This window comes from Methylophilus sp. Leaf408, from assembly GCF_916856905.1.
Classification (GTDB): domain Bacteria; phylum Pseudomonadota; class Gammaproteobacteria; order Burkholderiales; family Methylophilaceae; genus Methylophilus.
Map to the genome: position 1 here is coordinate 2,060,206 of NZ_CAKASK010000001.1, position 19,452 is coordinate 2,079,657.

General features: G+C 49.6%; 16 protein-coding genes. 6 read left to right on the forward strand and 10 right to left on the reverse strand.

Translation table 11 applies throughout. From position 1 onward, the window contains the following. Window positions 1-77 precede the first annotated feature (77 nt). From LPA26_RS09675 to LPA26_RS09700, 6 genes are read right to left on the reverse strand one after another with little or no spacing between them, the layout of a single operon-like run. Window positions 78-4,133 (reverse strand): pilus assembly protein, encoded by a 4,056-nt coding sequence (locus LPA26_RS09675; protein ID WP_229008143.1) that lies wholly within the window; start codon window positions 4,131-4,133, stop codon window positions 78-80. Between the two features lie 13 nt (window positions 4,134-4,146). Then, window positions 4,147-4,830, reverse strand: coding sequence for a pilus assembly PilX N-terminal domain-containing protein (locus LPA26_RS09680; RefSeq protein ID WP_229008144.1), 684 nt, complete (start codon window positions 4,828-4,830; stop codon window positions 4,147-4,149). Further along, window positions 4,820-5,926: a PilW family protein gene (locus LPA26_RS09685; protein WP_229008145.1), complete on the reverse strand. Its 1,107-nt coding sequence runs from the start codon at window positions 5,924-5,926 to the stop codon at window positions 4,820-4,822. The genes LPA26_RS09680 and LPA26_RS09685 overlap by 11 nt, the downstream gene beginning before the upstream one ends. 56 nt (window positions 5,927-5,982) lie before the next feature. After that, window positions 5,983-6,396 carry a hypothetical protein gene (locus LPA26_RS09690; RefSeq protein ID WP_229008146.1) on the reverse strand — a complete coding sequence of 138 codons (414 nt, stop codon included), beginning with the start codon at window positions 6,394-6,396 and terminating at the stop codon, window positions 5,983-5,985. After that, window positions 6,390-6,929, reverse strand: coding sequence for a GspH/FimT family pseudopilin (locus tag LPA26_RS09695; protein ID WP_229008147.1), 540 nt, complete (start codon window positions 6,927-6,929; stop codon window positions 6,390-6,392). The genes LPA26_RS09690 and LPA26_RS09695 overlap by 7 nt, the downstream gene beginning before the upstream one ends. Window positions 6,930-6,931: 2 nt before the next feature. Next, the gene (locus LPA26_RS09700) at window positions 6,932-7,345 is read right to left on the reverse strand and encodes a type IV pilin protein (RefSeq protein ID WP_229008148.1); all 414 of its coding nucleotides are present in this window, start codon (window positions 7,343-7,345) and stop codon (window positions 6,932-6,934) included. A 167-nt stretch (window positions 7,346-7,512) separates the two neighbouring features. Between LPA26_RS09700 and LPA26_RS09705 the strand changes: the two genes are divergently transcribed. Continuing rightward, window positions 7,513-7,650, forward strand: a complete 138-nt coding sequence (locus LPA26_RS09705; RefSeq protein WP_229008149.1) for a lipoprotein — start codon at window positions 7,513-7,515, stop codon at window positions 7,648-7,650. After that, window positions 7,647-8,891 (forward strand): diaminopimelate decarboxylase, encoded by a 1,245-nt coding sequence (gene lysA / locus LPA26_RS09710; RefSeq protein WP_229008150.1) that lies wholly within the window; start codon window positions 7,647-7,649, stop codon window positions 8,889-8,891. The genes LPA26_RS09705 and lysA overlap by 4 nt, the downstream gene beginning before the upstream one ends. 119 nt (window positions 8,892-9,010) lie before the next feature. On the opposite strand, the gene purU is transcribed toward lysA, so the two are convergent. Further along, a complete protein-coding gene (gene purU, locus LPA26_RS09715) occupies window positions 9,011-9,865 on the reverse strand; it encodes a formyltetrahydrofolate deformylase (protein WP_055830464.1) in 855 nt (284 codons plus the stop codon). A 104-nt stretch (window positions 9,866-9,969) separates the two neighbouring features. Here purU and ispH point away from each other — a divergent pair, with 104 nt between their 5' ends. Beyond that, window positions 9,970-10,941: a 4-hydroxy-3-methylbut-2-enyl diphosphate reductase gene (gene ispH, locus LPA26_RS09720; RefSeq protein WP_229008151.1), complete on the forward strand. Its 972-nt coding sequence runs from the start codon at window positions 9,970-9,972 to the stop codon at window positions 10,939-10,941. Between the two features lie 415 nt (window positions 10,942-11,356). Here ispH and LPA26_RS09725 read toward each other — a convergent pair whose 3' ends face one another. The 3 genes from LPA26_RS09725 to LPA26_RS09735 are packed head-to-tail and all read right to left on the reverse strand — an operon-like array spanning window position 11,357 to window position 16,987. Next, window positions 11,357-14,443 carry an efflux RND transporter permease subunit gene (locus LPA26_RS09725; RefSeq protein ID WP_229008152.1) on the reverse strand — a complete coding sequence of 1,029 codons (3,087 nt, stop codon included), beginning with the start codon at window positions 14,441-14,443 and terminating at the stop codon, window positions 11,357-11,359. A gap of 46 nt (window positions 14,444-14,489) precedes the next feature. Further along, a complete protein-coding gene (locus LPA26_RS09730) occupies window positions 14,490-15,656 on the reverse strand; it encodes an efflux RND transporter periplasmic adaptor subunit (RefSeq protein WP_229008153.1) in 1,167 nt (388 codons plus the stop codon). A 2-nt stretch (window positions 15,657-15,658) separates the two neighbouring features. Beyond that, window positions 15,659-16,987: a TolC family protein gene (locus LPA26_RS09735; RefSeq protein ID WP_229008154.1), complete on the reverse strand. Its 1,329-nt coding sequence runs from the start codon at window positions 16,985-16,987 to the stop codon at window positions 15,659-15,661. 148 nt (window positions 16,988-17,135) lie between these two features. On the opposite strand from LPA26_RS09735, the gene nudB reads away from it, so the two are divergent. The 3 genes from nudB (at window position 17,136) to LPA26_RS09750 (ending at window position 19,233) form a co-directional block, all read left to right on the forward strand. After that, complete coding sequence (gene nudB / locus LPA26_RS09740; RefSeq protein ID WP_229008349.1) at window positions 17,136-17,591, forward strand: dihydroneopterin triphosphate diphosphatase; 456 nt, start codon at window positions 17,136-17,138, stop codon at window positions 17,589-17,591. Between the two features lie 116 nt (window positions 17,592-17,707). Continuing rightward, entirely contained in the window at window positions 17,708-18,805 is a 1,098-nt protein-coding gene (gene nadA, locus LPA26_RS09745) for a quinolinate synthase NadA (protein ID WP_229008155.1), read from the forward strand. Further along, window positions 18,805-19,233 (forward strand): HIT family protein, encoded by a 429-nt coding sequence (locus LPA26_RS09750; RefSeq protein ID WP_229008156.1) that lies wholly within the window; start codon window positions 18,805-18,807, stop codon window positions 19,231-19,233. The genes nadA and LPA26_RS09750 overlap by 1 nt, the downstream gene beginning before the upstream one ends. Window positions 19,234-19,452 lie beyond the last annotated feature (219 nt).

Below are 19,452 nucleotides of genomic sequence, written 5' to 3' on the forward strand. Positions count from 1 at the left end.
GTTCGCAAAAAATGTGAAGTAACGCATTAGATATAAAAAAGCCCCTGACCGGGGCTTTTTTATTGTGCTTGATACTGTTATTGAATCAGCTCATGCCAGCTTTGCTTGGTGCCGTAGCTGCCGTTTTCTCTTCGTTTAAATATGTTATCAATTACTCCCGGTCCGCCACTCGTTTTACCAAATACTTGTTCATCCATATTGACTTGCCTTGGCGTAGGGTCGTCACTGCCTGTCACCAACACATGCGGCACATTATTCTGATCATACACAATATTGAAACCTACGGCAGGGGTAGTCAGGCGCTCAGACACAACCCCGCTAGGCAACATGCTACCGCCTTTTTCATAATTGAAATAATTCAAAAAACCATAACCGGCACCACTGCATGCTTCACTGTTTGGCACTAATGTAGACAAAAGCATAACCCCGTTTACTGCCCTCGGATCCAGATTCACGCGCTCTCCTGCCGGAAAATCCAGAAACCAGCCATATCCGGAATTAAAGTCAACAGCTGCGCCTGAAGCCACTATACGGTCTTCACCCAGAGTAAATCCTACAAGCTGGTTGCGACTGATAGCCGTATTCTGTCCATCATCCTTAATGGTATAGACGGAGTTCTGCGGTGTATTCGTCAAGTCCGCGACTTCCAGGAATTTGCCGGTACCAACGATTGCGGCGATTTTTTTACCAACCCTGACCATGTAAGGTTGAGTTGTCAGCTTTTGTACATTGCCGCTAGCATCCCGCAAGCTAGCCATTTTGGTGACCTTATTAGTATTAATATCAAAACGCCAGATATTCCCGTTCAAGTCGCCGCCATAGGCATTAACCGCAGTATTGTTCTCAAATAGCTGATCCACAAAAGTCGTGATCTTTGATAATCCGCTAGGGTTGCTGGCATTACCTTCTCCTGTGGAAAGCACTTTTACTAAAGCACCACTACCTGCGTCCATTACATAGAGATAACCACCCCCATCTCCCATCGGGCTATTATTTACAAATGTACCGTCGTTAAGTTTTCGGGCATATGTCCCATTGTTATAGCCGGAGGTCAACAAAACGACCCAGCGCCCGTCCTGCATTTTTGTAATCAGCGGATTGCCGAATGTATAGCCCAGGTTAACCCCTACGCCGAGGTTTTGCGCGCTAAACTCCCACAGCAAAGTGGGTGCAGAAGGGTTTGTCACATCCAGTGCAAAATAACCTCTACCGCCGCCATTCAATCCCGATACCAAGATGGTTTTCCATAAAGCGCCAGCCCCGTTACAGCCTGAAACGCAGACATCTGCAACAACCGGACTGCCATTCGCATAGTTTGTATGGTAATTAGCGCCATACTCCTTGTCAGCCAGATTGGCCAGATTACTGATCACCGGCGTAGGAATAAACGCCCAAAGCTCATCGCCAGTAGTGGCATTAAAAGCATGCAACATGCCATCGTTAGAGCCAACGAATACTGCCGGTGTTCTATTTGCAAGTGCTGCATCCCGATAGGCTTTATAACCAGCATCGAGATAGGTCATAATTGAAGCCTTGAAATAAGCGGGGCGTGACTGCGAAATATCGCCCAAAGTTGCCTGGCGTTCGCGGAACAGACGGTTAGCAGCGACCGTATTCAGACTGGTATCTTCGTAAGTTTTGTTACCACGCAAATAATCCACCAGCTTGTTGACTTTATTCGCGTCCGAAATTCTAGGATCAGAAGCAGGCAATCCCTGCATCTGGCTTAATGCCAGATAACCATTGGTTAATGCAGTTTTTTGCGAGGCAGGCAAATTATCTCCGGTAAACGAGACCAGTGCATTATTAGCGTTGAAGTAAATTTTCCGGCTATTATTTGCCACTTGAGCCTGCAACCTGCCGGTACAACTACCCGAAATCTGCACATAACAGGACGAACTTTCATTTGTACTCAGTTCCGAACCTAATTTCCCACCCAAACCATCACAACTGGACTGATTTGAACTAGTAGTTTTGCAATAGATAGAGGTACTACCATTCCCGGTAATTCTGGTTTCAACTGCAGGCGATGTACATGAGGTAGAAGACACGTTTTCCGCACACCAGACTGCACTTTCAGAGGTCTCCAGCGACTTTACATTCACTGTTCGGGCCTCAAGATTACCCGTCCACTTCACCGTCTGATAACTGGCGACATATTGAAAGTTGTCTCCATCTGTAGGTGCCAGGCTGCTTGCCGCTGCTGCCGCGGCAGCACCCTGCACTGACTTGATTTCTGAAAGCCCTTTCGCCAGCGACTCCCTTAATAATTTAGGGTTACTCGCACTGTAATAGGTGCTGTTTGAATTGACTGCGGCATGCCATAGATCGTCAATACGGGTTCCATCTTCGTTAGCGGTAGGATCTGGCCAGTTTTTGGCACCGGTGGTCACATCTCTAAAATCCCCTATTACCTGGTTTTTGTAATCCTCGGTGTAAACCAGTGTGCCATCAATCCCCAAACCTAGCGTCATAGTGATTATATTTTGCTTGGGATAATCATTTGTAGTGCCACACACTGAAGAGCCTAGCGCACCATTGCAATTGGATAAGCTGCTATCTCGGATATCCGTGTCGTAAAAATATTTTGAAACATCTGCCAGGGTATTGGACTTGTTACTGCTATCCAACTGTGGCCTGGGTGTACTGCCACCATCAAGATTACCGATGACGGTTGAACCGTTCGCTCTTACTGGATTAGTACTGTCATTCCAGTAGCCATCGGTTGTTAATAAGGTAAAGTTCGATTGACATGCGTACTGGACAGGGTCATCGTTACCCAGTGTTTTCTTGCCTGCGAAATGCCGCCCTACACTGGAGAGAGCGGTTCTGAGAGGTGTACCACCACTAGGCGATACTGCAAATAGTTTTTCATACCAAGACTGTTTCTGGTTGGTGTTGAATGGTGCAATTGCAAGATAATTTGAGGAGGCGTTATTAATAGTCACCAGGCCCACGCGGTAGCGCGAATCCAATGATTTAAACGCCTGGCTGGCCGCTGTTTTCATCGATTGCATACGTGTACGATAATAGGCCCACCAATTGGAAAAGTTGGTCATTTCCTCATTGTAGGTACACGTTGAACCCGCACAATCAGTACGATCAACCCCTTTTGTTGCCAGCCCTGGTGCAGTATAGCTGCTGATGCTGCTGGTAATCTTGACATACACCATACTGCCGGGAATATCGTTGGTTGTATCTGTTGCAAGCTGCGCACTAAAAGTTCCGCCGCTCATTATGACTTGAATAGGGGCTGCCGTATTGACAGGATCACCGGCCGGTGTGTCAATCGTCAACACATTACTGCTGCGTGTGACAGTAGTGCCGCTGAGATTACAATTACCCGAAAGGCTTGTCCGACAGATAGCACTGAGCACCGATGCTGCCAGGTCATTACTGTTGTCAAATGAATTGGCTGACACACTCTGGGAAAGGATTTCTATATTATTAATTTTGATGCTTTGTACCGTGGCATTATTGCTGCTTTTGGTGAGCGTCAAGCGGTAAGTTGCGATGGGCCTGCGCAAAAAAGTATAGGTATTGCTGTCATTGACGGTAGCGCTGGCATTACGGATTTTCTGACAGCGCTGTGAGCCTGACAGTGTGCGTCTGGCAGCTGCGGTGCTGCTGTTGCACCAGCGGATATCTGCAGGGTAGGTGTAAATACCCGTAGGTACTTTAGAGATAACGCAACTGGTCAAGCTGGGCGTAGTGCAATACTCACCAGGGATAAACGCATAATAAAAAGCACTGTTTCGCAGATCAGATGTACCGTTCTTGGTATTACCCAGATCATTCACTTCGTTTGATACCGTACCAAAGCCGCTCTGGTTTGCCATATTCACCCCCTGATAGGTCAGAGGTGGGCTATAAATGACTTCAGGATCGTAATATTGGGTGTTGTAATCGGAATTCTCCCTTAACCAGTCTGAAGAAGAGTTCGCCCAGTCAGGTGAGTAATCCCAGCCCATACTGCCTGAGTTATCCAGCACGAACATCAGGTTCGGCTTTACATCAGAGCTTCCGGAAGTCTGCAATGGCATGGAAGCCAGATCCAGAAACTCCGCTTGCACCAGACAAGGAAGCATCATGCTCAACCAAACCAGTTTTCTTACCCAGGAATAAGTTTTCATCGTGCCACCTGTTTTAGTTGGAGATAAATGATTGCATATACGTCAGCGTATTTTTTGGTCCACTAATACGTAATGTGAGGCGGTAAATTGGTGATGTCGCTTGATTGGGACATGGACGATCATCTCCTGCTGTACCCCCATTACCCGGAGGTTCACAAGCCGTTGCACTTGCCATCAGGCAACGAGCCGCGTCCATTGCAGCGTTACCGGCATTGATTTCAGCTTGATTGAAATTGCACATGCGCTCAATCACATACCTGATCTGATTCCCTTGCCGGTCAACACCGTTACGGATTTCAGCGTTTCCATCCGTCTGGTCAGGAACCAGGCGGCTATTAGCATCATCCCAAGCCATGGTGGTCAGCCGGCTACCATCGCAAACCGATGCATTCGGTTGCATATCGAACATGCTGCAGTTAGCATAGTACCCTTGAGCTGGAATATGCCGGACACTATTCGCCAAGCTGATATTTTTTGCGATATTTTCGGCGACTCCTTCCAAGGCCACATTAGAGGCCGCACTGGCTGACTGCCTGAATACCATATTGCCGGATAGCAATGCATTGGTATCCACACTGCGAATCAAAGCTACCGCGGCAATCGACATCACTGCAAGTGCCAGCAAAGCAAAGAACAGTACTATCCCGGCCTGTGCAAGTCTACAATCGAAAACCGATTTAACAGATTTATAAGGCATCGCGATTCCAGAGTATGTTTCGGAGCGGCACAGTCACTTCGAACGTGCGGTAACGAAATCGCTGCCAATTGGGGATATGATTCAAATTGACATTAGCAGGCGTAGCATCATTGGTCCAAACGCATACCCTGCTGATGCCGATAGCATTCCCGTTACAAGCCTGGCTGACTATTTCCCTTTGCAAACCACCATCCCTGGCGACGACTGCGATACGCACTGCCCGTATCTGGTTTCTGTTGACCAGTCCCATTCCAGGACCGAATGCGCCTGTAGCATCTGTCCATTGATCCACCCGGTTGAGAAAACGCGATCCGGTAGGGGATGCTGCCCAAGCAGGATCAGGATTAACCGTATTGGCTACCCCATACTGGGCCTGCAAAGAGACAATATCACTGACAACCGGGATTGCGGCACTATCAGGAAAAGGGTTGTTACCAGGCGTGCCGCCGGTCCGGGTAAGTTCCAGGTTGGCATTGACTGTGTACTCATACTGATTCCACACTCCCAGACATGAAAAACGCACCCATTCGGCACCATTTAAATTAGCCACTGGCCTCTCCGTAGGGGCAGTATTGATCTCAATTAGATTACTAATCGTCCGATTTGCAGTGAGGCTCTGAATACGCGCAAGACTACAATTAGGATTTGCCTTGGTCTGGTGGAACAGCACGACATCCCCTACCTGGCAACCAAGCAGGGGGCCATCTAACGCCGGTACAGCCAAGTTACCAGTCACACGCACAGAAGCTCCGCCGCTTGGAGGGTTGCCATAACGGATTCGCACAATATCTTGTCCTGCGCCCCCATCCACGATAACAACAGGTGAAAGATTAATCACTACTCCGCCCTGGTTGATTGAAGTGTCCATAGGGCACAGTAGCGGCGAGGGGTCCTCGGAATTATATAAAGGCAGCCCATAACCGGCATTCTGTGCATCGCGTTGTAAATAATATAAAGCCAGTACGCCGCTGGACTGTGCATCAGAACCACCGGAAATCATACGCTTGCGTGCTTCAAAACCACTGAACAAATTACCGATTGCCAATGTTGCAACCAGCCCAATCAATATGCCAACCAGCAGCTCAACCAGACTCATCCCTGTTTGCCTTGCAGGAGATCGTCGATGATATGTGCTTATGTAAGAAATCCTTTTCATTGGGAAGTCACATCGAACAAATAACTGGACGCATTGACCTGGTGTTGCCTTCCGCCAGGCACTTGCCAGCTAACGGTCACTGTGATCATGCTGTTAGTAATGGCAGAGAAATTGACTGCCCCATTGGGTAATTGTGATGCAATCCTAGCTCGATTTACTTGAGCGACATAGGTGGCGGCATCACTACCATAAGCCATCATGTTTGCCAGATGCGTTTGGGCAATCAACTGCGCCTCTGCACGGTAGCGGTTATCGCTGCTATTTTTCTGCATGGCGCCTTGCAATCCCACAAGGGACAATACACCCATACTGAAGATGACTACGGCAACGAGGGATTCAATCAGTACAGAGCCATATTGCCTGGATAACAGACGCGGCATACTTTTTTTGATAGGACGGGAGCTTAACATCTGCGTGTATCCCCCACTGCAGTCACGGCAGGATCACAGACTCTTGCATGACCACCTGCTGCCAATATAATCCGCAAATCCTTTAGCTCAGCCTGATCTACCTGATTATTAGATACGTCCACGCGCGAAAGCCCATTGGCAACAGCAGGGTCTCGTGCGCCAAATCCGGTAAAGACAACGGATGGATTGTCGGCAACGATAATGACATTTGCAGAAGAACCCTCTGAAGCACTTTTCTGACTGATAATAGCCGGACAAGCAGGAACAGCGGCCGCGGTGGCCGCATCAACAGGCTGCGCCACACATCCCAACTGCCAAGCGCCATTCGCCTGCAGTGTGAACCTGACTCTGGTATTACGTTTGATTGCCTCTATCCTCGCCTGCTGCAAACCATTTTTAATGGACTCAGTCACCGTCCGGATTTGAGAGTTACCTATAGAAGTTTGAAATGCCGGGATGGCGAACATAGAGACCGCCATCAGTACGACCACAGTCACCACCAGTTCAATCAAGGAAAACCCCTGTTGCTGCATGCTTAACAGACACCTGAAGAACTGGTTAACCAGCAGGAAGCCCCGGTCGTACCGTCATATCTGGAGGTTTTGACATTATCCTGGTTCACCGTGAACTCGAAATTCCCCATATTCTGGGCAGATCTTCCTGTTGCACGTAAGGTATAGGTTGTCGCCGTTTGGTTATCGATAAAGTAATCAAAAAACCGTGCGTCTGTCGAATTACAGGCAAATCCCACGTAGGTAAGGTTATCTTGGAAGAACTGCTCAGCCTGCACGCGGCAATTAGCAAGGTTAGAAGGTGCCTCAACCGCATTTCCGCTCCGGATATAGTCCTGGTAACCAGGAACAGCGATGCTGGCCAGTATGCCCATGATGGCGACCACGATCATGATTTCAATCAGGCTAAACCCTTGTTGATTTGCGCTGCGCTTCATATTGAGACCTTTTTGACAATGCACCTATCATGCGAATTGCACAGCCCTATGTCCAGCATTGGCTGACCAGTGGCGATGTTCAGCCGATAAGCGGTTAACCATCCCTGCCATCAAGCGCTTGCGGTTTAGTGATAAAATGCTGGTCTGTTTAAATCGGACTGTGGATTATGCTTTCCTTCTGGACGCGACTATTAGCGCTTGGCCTGTTACTGGCCCATTTAAGCGCATGTGGGCTTAAAGGCGATCTATATATCCCTGAACGCCAGTACCCTCAACCTCAACAACAAACAACGCCTGCCAAGTGACCGCTTTTAACAACAAGAATGGCCTGCTACATGCCGAAAATGTAGCGTTGCGCGATATCGCAGAACAACACCAGACGCCGACTTATGTGTATTCAAGAAGCGCGCTGACTGAAACTTTCAAGCGCTTCCAGGCTGGCCTTCTAGGCCATGAACATTTGATCTGCTTTGCAGTGAAAGCCAATCCCAGCCTGGCTATCCTCAACCTGTTTGCCCGCCTGGGTGCCGGGTTTGATATCGTCTCCGGTGGCGAGCTGGCCCGTGTCATTGCGGCGGGTGGCGACCCGAAAAAAGTGGTGTTCTCTGGTGTGGGCAAATCACATAGCGAGATTCAGTATGCGCTGGAAGCGGGCATTCTCTGCTTCAATGTGGAATCCATTAATGAATTGCACCGTATCCAGCAAGTGGCTGCCAAACTTGGCAAAATCGCACCGATTTCTTTACGGGTTAACCCGAATGTGGATGCCAAAACGCATCCCTACATTTCAACCGGCCTTAAAAACAACAAATTCGGCGTCGCGTTTGAAGACGCGTTGGATTTATATCAGCAAGCCGCCCAGATGCCGAATATCGCTGTGCATGGCGTGGATTGCCATATCGGTTCACAAATTACTGAGTTGTCGCCTTTCCTGGATGCACTGGATAAAGTGCTGGGCTTGGTGGATGCACTTACTGAACGCAATATTCATATCCAGCACATTGATGTCGGCGGCGGCGTGGGCATTACCTATAACGATGAAACCCCTCCCGAGTTTGCGACTTATACGGCAGCCATCATGCAAAAACTGGCAGGCCGTGGTGTGAAAGTATTATTCGAGCCGGGGCGCGCTTTGGTAGGTAATGCAGGTGTACTGCTGACCAAGGTTGAATATTTAAAACCGGGTGAAAGCAAGAATTTTGCGATTGTCGATGCGGCGATGAACGACCTCATGCGCCCGGCGTTGTATGACGCTTATCACAACATCACAACAATTGCCGAATCTCCAACACAAGCACAAACTTACGAAGTTGTGGGCCCCGTCTGTGAAAGTGGCGACTTCCTGGGTCACGATCGCAGCCTGGCGATTGCAGAAGGCGACTACCTTGCAATTCACTCTGCCGGCGCTTACGGTATGAGTATGTCCAGCAACTACAACACGCGTGCACGGGCGGCTGAAGTGCTGGTGGATGGTGACCAGGTACATGTCATTCGCGAACGTGAGCAGATCGCGGACTTATTCAAACTGGAACGTACTTTGCCATAACAACGCATATGCAGTAGCCATAAACAAAAAAACCGAAGCTTGAGACTTCGGTTTTTTATTGGATATTAATTTACGACTGGACTATGCAGATTTCGCCGCTTAGCCGTTCAAGATAGGGTTTAGTCGAAAATTACTGTTTTGTTCGCATATAGCAAAATGCGGTGTTCAATATGCCAGCGCACGGCTTTCGAAAGCACAATGCGCTCCAGGTCACGGCCTTTCTGGATCAGGTCTTCCACCTGATCGCGGTGCGAGATCCGCGCCAGATCCTGCTCAATAATCGGCCCTTCATCCAACACTTCGGTGACGTAATGGCTGGTGGCGCCTATCAGCTTCACGCCACGCTCAAACGCGCGGTGGTAAGGACGCGCACCAATAAATGCCGGCAGGAATGAGTGGTGGATATTGATAATTTTTTGCGGATAACGTGCCACAAACTCCGGCGACAGGATTTGCATGTAACGCGCCAGCACAATCAAATCAATCTGGTACTGATCGAACAAGGCAAATTGTTGCGCTTCAATATCCGCCTTGGTTTCTTTGGTCATCGGCAGATAATGGAAATCAATGCCATAAAAAGCCGCCAGCTTTTCAGTATCGCGATGGTTACTGATAATCAGCGGAATATCGCAAGCAAGCTCGCCGCTATGGTGTCTATGCAACAAATCCGCCAGGCAATGGTCGTATTGCGAAACCATGATCGCCATGCGTGTTTTTTGCTCGGAAAGCTTCAATTGCCAGGTCATCGCAAAACGCTGCGCAACCGGGGTAAAGGCTTGCTCAAAATCTGCCACCGCAACATTGAAATTGCTCAGGTCCCACTCCACCCGCATTAAAAACAGATTATTTTCCGCATCCTGATGCTGGTCTGCGTGTAAAATATTGGCATTGTGCTCATACAAAAATTGCGCAATCGCCGCCACAATCCCTTTAGTATCCGGGCAGGTAATCAGCAAGGTAGCAGTGTTTTTCATAACATTTAGCAGTTAACTGGCAACAAAACGCCGATTATACCTGATGCCGCCAGCCCTTGTGACACGCTGTGCAAATGCGGCAACCACCTTTACGGAATTGATTTATGCAAACAAATGATACACCGAATATTGTCCTGGCTAATCCGCGCGGATTCTGCGCCGGGGTAGACCGTGCCATCATCATCGTCGAACAGGCGCTGGAAAAATTCGGTGCGCCTATTTATGTCCGCAATGAAGTCGTCCATAACAAATTCGTGGTCGGCCAACTGCGTGACAAAGGCGCTATTTTTGTCGATGAACTGGAAAAAATTCCGGCAGGCAATATTGTGATTTTCAGTGCGCATGGGGTTTCCAAAGCGGTGCGCGCAGAGGCAGAGTCCCGCGGATTAACCGCTTTTGATGCGACTTGCCCTTTAGTGACCAAAGTGCATATTGAAGTAGCGAAAATGCGCAAAGATGGTCTTGAGATCATTATGATCGGCCATAAAGGCCATCCGGAAGTCGAAGGCACCATGGGTCAATCTGAGGCTGGCGGTATGTACCTGGTAGAGACACCGGAGGACGTCGCCGCCCTGCAAGTCACTGATGCAGAAAAACTGGCGTATGTGACGCAAACGACGCTATCGGTAGATGATGCAACGCAAGTGATTAATGCGCTGAAAAATCGTTTTCCTACTATCAAAGCACCCAAAAGCGACGACATTTGCTACGCCACACAAAACCGCCAGGATGCAGTAAAAATCATGGCGAAGGATTGCGATCTTGTCATTATTGTTGGCTCGCCAAATAGCTCCAATTCCAACCGCCTGCGCGAAGTGGCTAAAAACCAGGGCGTGGAAGCCTATATGGTTGACAACGCCACACTGCTGAACCCGGAGTGGTTAAAAGGCAAGAAGAAAGTAGGCATCTCTGCCGGTGCTTCAGCACCTGAAGTACTGGTGCAGGAAGTCATACAAGCTTTGCATGCGATGGGTGCTGCACAGGTGGAAGAACTACAAGGCGTGGTTGAAAATGTCGTCTTTCAACTACCTAAAAATCTGGTGAATGCAGAAAAGCGTCCCCAAAACAGCGCTTAATTTGAAACAGCATTTAAAGATTATTTAACCTCAAATTCTTAACCTATTTTCAAAAGCGCCAGCCGGCAATCATCCAATTCACAGTTGAGCGCACCCTATCAATAAGCAAAAAAAACCCAAGCGCTAGGCTTGGGCTCAAGCAATATCCTCGGGAAAGGATAATCGGGAAAACAATTGCTCGTTGTTGTTATTCAACTTCGCGACAACATTTACCACTTTGGAGATGACCACTACTAATGAAGATATTCAAAATTAGTAGTACATCTACAGTAGAGCATCAAATATGCCAACCTAACCCATAATGTAAGGCATTGATTAAAAATGGAAAATTATTTCATTGGCAATGATCGAAGATATAAATGGTTGCTTTAAACCACCAATTCGGTTTTAAAAAGCCAATTATAGATTTGTAAACTTAGCGCCTGCGCTCATCTGTAAACATAGGGAATAACAGCGGCAGCAGCAGCAAAGTGAAGAGCGTAGCGGTAATCAAGCCACCAACAATCACCACGGCGAAAGGCCTTTGCGTTTCTGAGCCTATGCCATGTGATAACGCCGCTGGCATCAACCCTATGCCTGCCATCAACGCAGTCATCAAAATCGGGCGCAACCGAGCTACGGCGCCTTCAATCACTGCTTCACTGGCGAGTTTACCTTCACGCATCAGGTGCTTCATCTGCTCAACCATAATCACGCCATTTTGCACGGAGATTCCCGCGAGGGCGATGAAGCCTACCGCAGCAGATACAGAAAGATGCAGGCCCGCCACCGCTAGCCCAGCCAAGCCACCTACCAGCGCGAACGGAATCATCAACAAGACCAGCAATGCATTTTTGACTGATTTAAATGCCCAGAATAGCAGGATAAAAATCAACAGCACCGATAACGGCACAATTACCATCAGGCGCTTCATCGCCCGTTGCTGGTTTTCAAATTGCCCACCCCAGGTCATGGTGTAGCCTGGAGGCAGTTTGACTTTATCCTGCACGACTTGCATCGCCTCTTTAACGAAGCTGCCCTGATCGCGGTCCGTGATATTGGCCTTGATTGACACTATGCGTGACCCTGCTTCGCGGCTGACGCGCGACGCACCCTGCTTGATGGTCACCTCGGCCACTTCACTGAGCGGAATACTGCCAGCCCCATTCGGCAAGGCAATCGGCAACTCGTCAATATCATCGACCGAATCTCGGTAAGAGCGCTCCAGCCGCAACGTCACATCAAAGTGCCGGTCACCATCATAAAAAGTGTTTGCCGCATTGCCTGCCAGCGCGGTCTGCACCGTATTATTAACGTCATCGACCAGTAGGCCATAGCGGGCCAGCTGACTACGATTGAGTGTGATATCCAGCTCGGAGTTACCGGAAATCCTCACCGCCGCCACATCAGTTGCACCACGTACACTATTGATAGCATCCACGACTTCTCCCGCTTTTTGCTCAAGGATAGTCAGGTCACGGCCAAAAATCTTGACCGCAATTTCACCTTTAACGCCCGATAAAGCTTCTTCAACACTATCCTGGATCACCTGGGAAAAATTGGTCGGCACTCCGGGAATTTCATGGATACGCCGCGAAATATCCTTGATCAGGCTCTCTTTATCGGAGAAATGCCATTCACTATGCAGCTTCAGATCAGCCAGGATTTCCATATGATAGGGTCCTTTGGGATCGGTTCCATCATCCGGCCGCCCGACATGGGCGACCACCAGCCTGACTTCCTGATAACTATTCAGAATCTTCCTGATATGGCGTTCAATTTCCTTGGTTTTCTCGAGACTGGCAGATGGCGGCAAATCAACTGTCAGCCAGATGTTGCCTTCATCAAGTTTGGGTAAAAACTCAGAACCCAGCATCGGCGCACACAACATCGCCAATACTAATACCGCTACTGAAACAAGCACCACCAGCTTTCTGGCTTGGGCACTTTTGAGAAGTACTTTGCGATAAGCATCCTGGATACTTTGCATCCAGGCGCTGTGTTTTTCCGCCATATCCTCACGCTTCATGGTGTATGAAAGCAAGGCCGGCACCAGCGTCAGTGTGAGCAGAATCGCCCCCAGTAACGCAAAACTCAGGGTAAAGGCCATGGGTGAAAAGATCTTGCCCTCTACACGCTGGAAAGTAAAAATCGGCAGGAACGCGGTGATGATGATGGCTTTGGAAAACAATATCGGATGGCCCATGTCAATCGCGGTATTTTTCAATGTTTGCATACGCCAGGCAATGCCGGCATGGGCCGGATTTTTGTCGGTTTCCGCCATCGCCAGCCGCACCATCAACGCTTCGACCAACACCACCGCACTATCGATGATAATCCCGAAATCCACTGCGCCCAGCGAGATCAGATTGGCAGATACGCCACGTAAATCCATGACGATAAAGGCAAACAATAATGATAACGGGATCACCGAAGCGACGATCAAAGCCGCGCGCCAGTTGCGCAGGAAAATAATCAGGATGGCGACCACCAGCAAAGCGCCAACAATCAGGTTTTCAGAAACGGTATGTACGGTGTGGTCTACCAGACCGGTGCGGTCATAGAATGGCACAATCTTCACACCAGGCGGCAGTGTTTGATTGACCTGCTCCACTTTCTCACGCAATGCCTGAATGACCTTGGCAGCATTCTGGCCTTTGGTCATCAGTATAATGCCTTCAATAATGTCATCCTGCTGGTTGAATGACACGATACCGGAGCGAGGGCGATCACCAATGGTCACTTCGCCCAGATCACCAATCAGGATAGGTTTGCCATCCCGCGTATCTACTACCGATTGCGCGATGTCATCCACATTGCGGTACAAACCGATGCCGCGCACCACCAGCGACTCATCGCCCCTGTGCATCAGCCCGCCACCGGCATTGCTGCTGTTATGGCTAATCGCCTGGTTGATCTGGTCAATACTGACCGCGAATTTTTTAAGTAAATGCGGGTCCAGCTTGATCTGGTACTCCTTCACCGCGCCACCGAAACTGGTGATATCCGCCACACCTGGCACCATGCGCAACTGGGGGATGATTTTCCAGTCCTGTATCGCGCGCACCTCGCGTTGCGGCATATCCTTTGGCGCCTCCACCAGGTAACGATAAATTTCACCTACTGCAGTGGTTAATGGTGCCAGCGTCGGCTGCAAATCATTGGGCAAGCTGACGCCCTGCAAGCGCTCCAGCACTTGCTGCCTGGCAAAATAATCTGCAGTATTCTCGGCAAACGTCAGCGTGACCACAGATAAACCGGTAATGGAAACAGAGCGGATCTGGGTCAACCCAGGCACGCCGCTCATGCCATGTTCAATCGGCAATGAGACCACTCGCTCAACCTCTTCCGGCGCCATGCCGGGTGACTGCGTCACGATGATGACGTGCACATCTTCTACATCCGGGAAAGATTCAATCGGCAGATTTTGTACCGCAAACCAGCCGAAAATCATCAGAACCACAGCGCCAATCAGCAAAAAAACGCGCTGTTGTAACGAGAAAGTGATTAACCCTTTTAACATGTTTGGCTTTCGATGATCCGGCGCATGGCAGACCGGTTATGTGTGATTATTTATTAACTGATAAATCTGAATTCAGCAAAATCGCACCGCCGGTGACAACACGCTCACCCGCTTTGAGTCCCTGCTTGACGGTGGCATATTCTCTGCGCTGCACATCCAGTGTGACTACCCGTTTTCTGAAATGTAGCGGCCGCTCTTCCACAAACACATAGCTATACAAACCTTCGGTAATCAGGGCGCTGTTAGGCAGGCGAATGACTTTGTGCTGGCTGTTGTCCAACGGCGTGATACGCGCATACATCTCGGGCTTGAGCTTGCCTTTGCTCTCAATCACGCAGCGAACAGGAATGCGTCGCGTGGTAGTATCCACCATCACGCCTATGGTTTTTACCTCGCCGCTAAACACTTCATCGGGATAGGCATCTACTTGCACGCTGACTTTTTGCCCCTGCGAAATGCGGCTTAAATCTCGCTCCGGCAGATCAATGCTGGCCCACAAATTAGTTGGGTCTGTGACAATAAACAAAGGGTCGGCAGCATCTGGCCTGATTTCACTGCCAGGGTTAATTTTGCGATCTACCACCGTGCCACTGATAGGCGAGCGCAAAGAGTATGTATCGTTAGCCGAGGTCGTTACACCCAAATTCTTAAGTCGGGCTGAAGCGCGGGCCGTTTCAGCACGCGCCAGCGAAAAGTCAGCTTGTGAAGTCTCCACTTCTTTTTTGGCAAGCACGCCACCTTCCATCAACATACGGTTGCGCTCCAGCACCTGCTGCTTGAGTTGCAAATCGACCTGGGCTTTACGGGCATCCGCCACCGCACCGCCTACATCAGGTGAATCCATGACCAGTAGTGCCTGGCCCGCTTTCACCTGGTCACCCACCTGCGCCTTGATTGCCATCGCCCGGCCAGCCACTGGTGAAAAAATCCGTGCTGTACGGTTTTCATCCAGCATGATTTTGCCATTGAGGGGTTCTGTCACCGGCACCGGGATTTCAGTCACCGCCTCTACTTTTAAACTGGCGACCTGTGGCGATCCGGCAGTCAGCACAATCTCGTTCGCCATGCGTGGTGCGGCGGTATTTTTCTCAGCTGCATGTAGCGGATGCATAGAGCACCACAGCCCGGCCAGTAAAATGAGCCAGCCTGATAACTTCATGGCATGCGTATTGGGGATGAAGGCTAAGCGCATTTGATCAATGGTCTTTTTCATAATTAGGGTGTATTAAAAACTTGATGGGTGGCCGCCCGCCAGGCAAAAAGAGACTTGGCGTAATCGGCTCTCACACTGGCGGACTCCAGTTGCAGCGCACGTAAAATCCGTCTGGCATCCAACAGGTCCATCACGCTCATGGCACCATGCTTGTAGGCAAATTCGGCGGCATCAGATGCTTTTTGCGCCTCCGTTAAAATACTCATGTCAAAGCGACGGTTTTTATCGATGGCCGCCTCCAGGTCAGCTTTCGCACTGCGCATTTCAGCCAGCGCAGCCGCTCTCACCTGCTCTTTGGCATCGGTAGCGGAGTTATAGTCAACCTCAGCGCGAGCAGCTTCACCTTCATAATTGTAATTAGTGAATAAAGGAATACTGACCGTTGCACCTACTGTATCAGGTCCGGAACCTGGTTCCTGACCTGGAAAATGCTGGTAAGCCAGCGACCAGGTCAGATCCCTGGTTTTCAAAGATTCCGCCAGTTTTCGCGCATCTTGTGCCTGTTGCATACGCACCTCGGCCGCCCTGATATCTGAACGCTCCGTCAACCAGGTCTCGCCTTCTTGCACTGCGGATTCTTCACCTGGCAAAGGCCAAGGGTCAGCTACAAATAGCAAAGCGGCATCCTGGTCTTTACCAATCAGGTACGCCAGCTGCGCCTGCGCTTTTTGTACGGTGGCTTGCGCCTGTCGCATATCATTTTTTGCGCGCAAGGCATCCACACGGATACGCGCCACGTCGGCTGAAGCGACATCCCCCGCTTTCAGGCGAAACTCGGCTGCCTCTAAGGTTTTGTCATATAAATCAACATTCATCTGCTGGATTTGCAAGGTTTCTTGTGCCAGCTTGAGATCATAGTAAGCAGTGACCATCGCCAAGCCCTGTCGGCGATAAGTCTCTTTTAAATCAAATTCGGAAGCTTTGACGGCACTTTCAGCAACGGAAGTCCGTAACTCGCGTTTATTGCCGCGCTCGTATAACTGGCTGACCTGAAGCGTGGAGTTGTAGGTTTTGTCCCATAAACCATTATTGCCATTTTGGTTCATATTACCTTTGCCACGGTTGAGGTTGAGGCTGGAAACACCGACTGACAAGACCGGGTTAGGACGTTGCCCGGCAATCAGGGTATCTGCCTCTGCAGATTGCACCGAACGCTTGGCAGCCAGCAGCTCGCGACTGTACCCGACAAACAACTGCTCTGCCTGCGGAAGTGTTAAATGATCGAGCGGGATATTTTGCAAATCGGGCAGTGCTGCATTCTCTGCATGCAGTGATGGCATCCAAACCGCTAACAATACACAGCAAACAAACCCTGATTGACGCCACCACATTGAAGATTCCCTTTATGCCCGCCGTTATTTTGCAATCATAATACCGCGTATGACTTACGACAATCTTTCAAAAAAGTGTTGTTTGTCATGGCAATCATGACGACAGCAACCGTAGACAATAGCGCCCTGTTTCATGGACAATGTCCGGATGACCCAGCCTTACAAAACCCCGGTTTCTGCCCTGATTTTGATACACACCCATGATCTGCAAGTATTGCTACTGGAGCGCGCGGACAAAGCCGGTTATTGGCAATCAGTCACCGGCAGTATTGAAGGCAATGAAACGCCAAGGGAAGCAGCGATCCGCGAAGTGAAAGAGGAAACCGGGCTGGATGCGCTGGCCTATGATTTCCAGGACTGGCAGGCCAGCAATATTTACGAGATTTACCCGCACTGGCGCCATCGCTATGCGCCCGGCGTGATTGAAAATACCGAACATTTATTTGGCTTGTGTTTACCCGCAGCATTGCCGGTCACGCTTGCGCCGGATGAGCATACACACTATGAATGGGTAAACTGGCGCGACGCTGCCAAAAAAGTATTTAGCTGGACCAACGTAGATGCCTTGAAAAAACTGGGTGAGCACCACCATCTAGTGTTATGAATACCTTATATGATTGGAATTTATCTGATTCGGATTTATCCGATTGGGATAAATCATGATCGGCTGTAAAATACCATTTTTATGAAAGCCGGGCCTGGCCCGATATCTGGAAAAGCATGCAAACTGCCACCATCCAATTTGAGAAATTCCAAACTGCGCAAGACGACGACTGTCAGGCGCGCATCCTGGCTGCGCGAAAAAAACTGGGCAAGCGCCTGGTGATTTTAGGGCACCATTACCAGCATGAAAGCGTATACCGCCATGCCGATTTCTCAGGTGACTCACTAAAACTCTCCAAATATTGTGACAGCCTGGACGCTGAATTTATCGTTTTCCTGGGTGTGCACTTTATGGCCGAAGTGGCGGACATTCTGAGCCGTCCTGAACAAATTGTAGTATTACCTGATCTGGCGGCCGGTTGCTCAATGGCGGATATGGCCAATTTAGCCAAAGTGGAACGCAGCTATCGCGAACTGAGCAAAGTGCTTAACTTTGATGAAACCATCACACCGGTGACCTACATTAATTCCGCCGCTGACCTGAAAGCGTTTTGTGGCGAGCATGGCGGCATTGTCTGTACCAGCACCAACGCACCCAAAATACTGAAATGGGGTTTCAGCCAACGCGAAAAAATCCTGTTCTTCCCTGACCAGCATCTGGGTCGCTGGAGTGGTTACAAAATGGGTATCCCGCTAGAGCAAATGCCGGTGTGGGATCCAGACTTGCCGATGGGCGGTTTAACTGAACAGCAAATCAAAGATGCGAAAATCCTGTTGTGGAAAGGTCACTGCTCAGTGCACCAGATGTTCCGCAAACAGAACATCGACCAGTTCCGCGCCCAGCATCCGGATGGAAAAGTGATTTCCCACCCGGAGACCGCATTTGAAGTATGTATCAACTCTGATTATGTCGGTTCCACAGAATATATCCTGCGCACCGTTAGCGACGCAGAGCCAGGCACAAAATGGCTGGTCGGCACAGAGCTGAACCTGGTCACCCGCCTGGCGGAAGAAATGAAACCCCAAAACAAGCTGGTGCAGTTTATGAGTCATGTGGTGTGTGAGTGCTCCACCATGGCCCGTATCGACCCGCAGCATCTGGCCTGGTGTCTGGAAAACCTGGCAGAAGGCAATGTCGTTAACCAGATCAAAGTACCAGAGCATGAAGCCAAACTGGCTAAGTTGTCATTGGACAGAATGCTGGCGGTCTCCTGATGGCAAACTGTGCGCTTTGCGAACCAACTTCACAAGATGTGTTATGGCAGGATGACTTTTGCCGGGTAGTGCTGCTGAATGATGCTGATTATCCGGCTTACTGCCGGGTTGAATTATTAGCACATGTCAAGGAAATGACTGATCTGCCTCCCGCAGACCGTGCTCGCACCATGAGAGTGGTGTTTGGGGTAGAAGCGGCCCTGCGGGAAATCATGCAGCCAGATAAAATCAATCTGGCCAGTTTGGGTAATAAAACACCGCATATGCATTGGCATGTGATTCCTCGGTTCGAGAGTGACAAGCACTTTCCGAATAGCCACTGGGGAGAGATAGTAAGGGACTCCCAAGTACAGCCGCTTAGCAAGGCAGTGAGGGATCAGTTGCAAAGAGTGGTGGCTGAGCGGGTGGAATGTGCGCTTGAGAGTTAAGCATTAGTTATTAGTAAATACCTTTCTTTTTCGTAGTGCTCAGGCTAGAAAGCTTTTGTCTGATGCAGTATTCTTTTTCGCCTCTAGGCGACCCTCTTTTTTATGCTTGCCCATAAGAAAGAAGGCAAAGAACAAGACACCCTAGCTTCCGCTTATTTCCTGCGTTGCTCGTCAAATAAGCGGTCGCGAAACTCGCCCTGACAAGCCACACATACCTTG

What these genes read in the sequence shown, in the direction of transcription:
- LPA26_RS09735 (WP_229008154.1), bottom strand. Translation starts at nt 16,987, where the DNA reads ATGTGGTGGCGTCAATCAGGGTTTGTTTGCTGTGTATTGTTAGCGGTT.
- LPA26_RS09725 (WP_229008152.1), bottom strand. Translation starts at nt 14,443, where the DNA reads ATGTTAAAAGGGTTAATCACTTTCTCGTTACAACAGCGCGTTTTTTTG.
- LPA26_RS09685 (WP_229008145.1), bottom strand. Translation starts at nt 5,926, where the DNA reads ATGAGTCTGGTTGAGCTGCTGGTTGGCATATTGATTGGGCTGGTTGCA.
- LPA26_RS09750 (WP_229008156.1), top strand. Translation starts at nt 18,805, where the DNA reads ATGGCAAACTGTGCGCTTTGCGAACCAACTTCACAAGATGTGTTATGG.
- LPA26_RS09700 (WP_229008148.1), bottom strand. Translation starts at nt 7,345, where the DNA reads ATGAAGCGCAGCGCAAATCAACAAGGGTTTAGCCTGATTGAAATCATG.
- LPA26_RS09690 (WP_229008146.1), bottom strand. Translation starts at nt 6,396, where the DNA reads ATGTTAAGCTCCCGTCCTATCAAAAAAAGTATGCCGCGTCTGTTATCC.
- nadA (WP_229008155.1), top strand. Translation starts at nt 17,708, where the DNA reads ATGCAAACTGCCACCATCCAATTTGAGAAATTCCAAACTGCGCAAGAC.
- LPA26_RS09695 (WP_229008147.1), bottom strand. Translation starts at nt 6,929, where the DNA reads ATGCAGCAACAGGGGTTTTCCTTGATTGAACTGGTGGTGACTGTGGTC.
- LPA26_RS09705 (WP_229008149.1), top strand. Translation starts at nt 7,513, where the DNA reads ATGCTTTCCTTCTGGACGCGACTATTAGCGCTTGGCCTGTTACTGGCC.
- LPA26_RS09680 (WP_229008144.1), bottom strand. Translation starts at nt 4,830, where the DNA reads ATGCCTTATAAATCTGTTAAATCGGTTTTCGATTGTAGACTTGCACAG.
- purU (WP_055830464.1), bottom strand. Translation starts at nt 9,865, where the DNA reads ATGAAAAACACTGCTACCTTGCTGATTACCTGCCCGGATACTAAAGGG.
- LPA26_RS09730 (WP_229008153.1), bottom strand. Translation starts at nt 15,656, where the DNA reads ATGAAAAAGACCATTGATCAAATGCGCTTAGCCTTCATCCCCAATACG.
- ispH (WP_229008151.1), top strand. Translation starts at nt 9,970, where the DNA reads ATGCAAACAAATGATACACCGAATATTGTCCTGGCTAATCCGCGCGGA.
- LPA26_RS09675 (WP_229008143.1), bottom strand. Translation starts at nt 4,133, where the DNA reads ATGAAAACTTATTCCTGGGTAAGAAAACTGGTTTGGTTGAGCATGATG.
- nudB (WP_229008349.1), top strand. Translation starts at nt 17,136, where the DNA reads ATGACCCAGCCTTACAAAACCCCGGTTTCTGCCCTGATTTTGATACAC.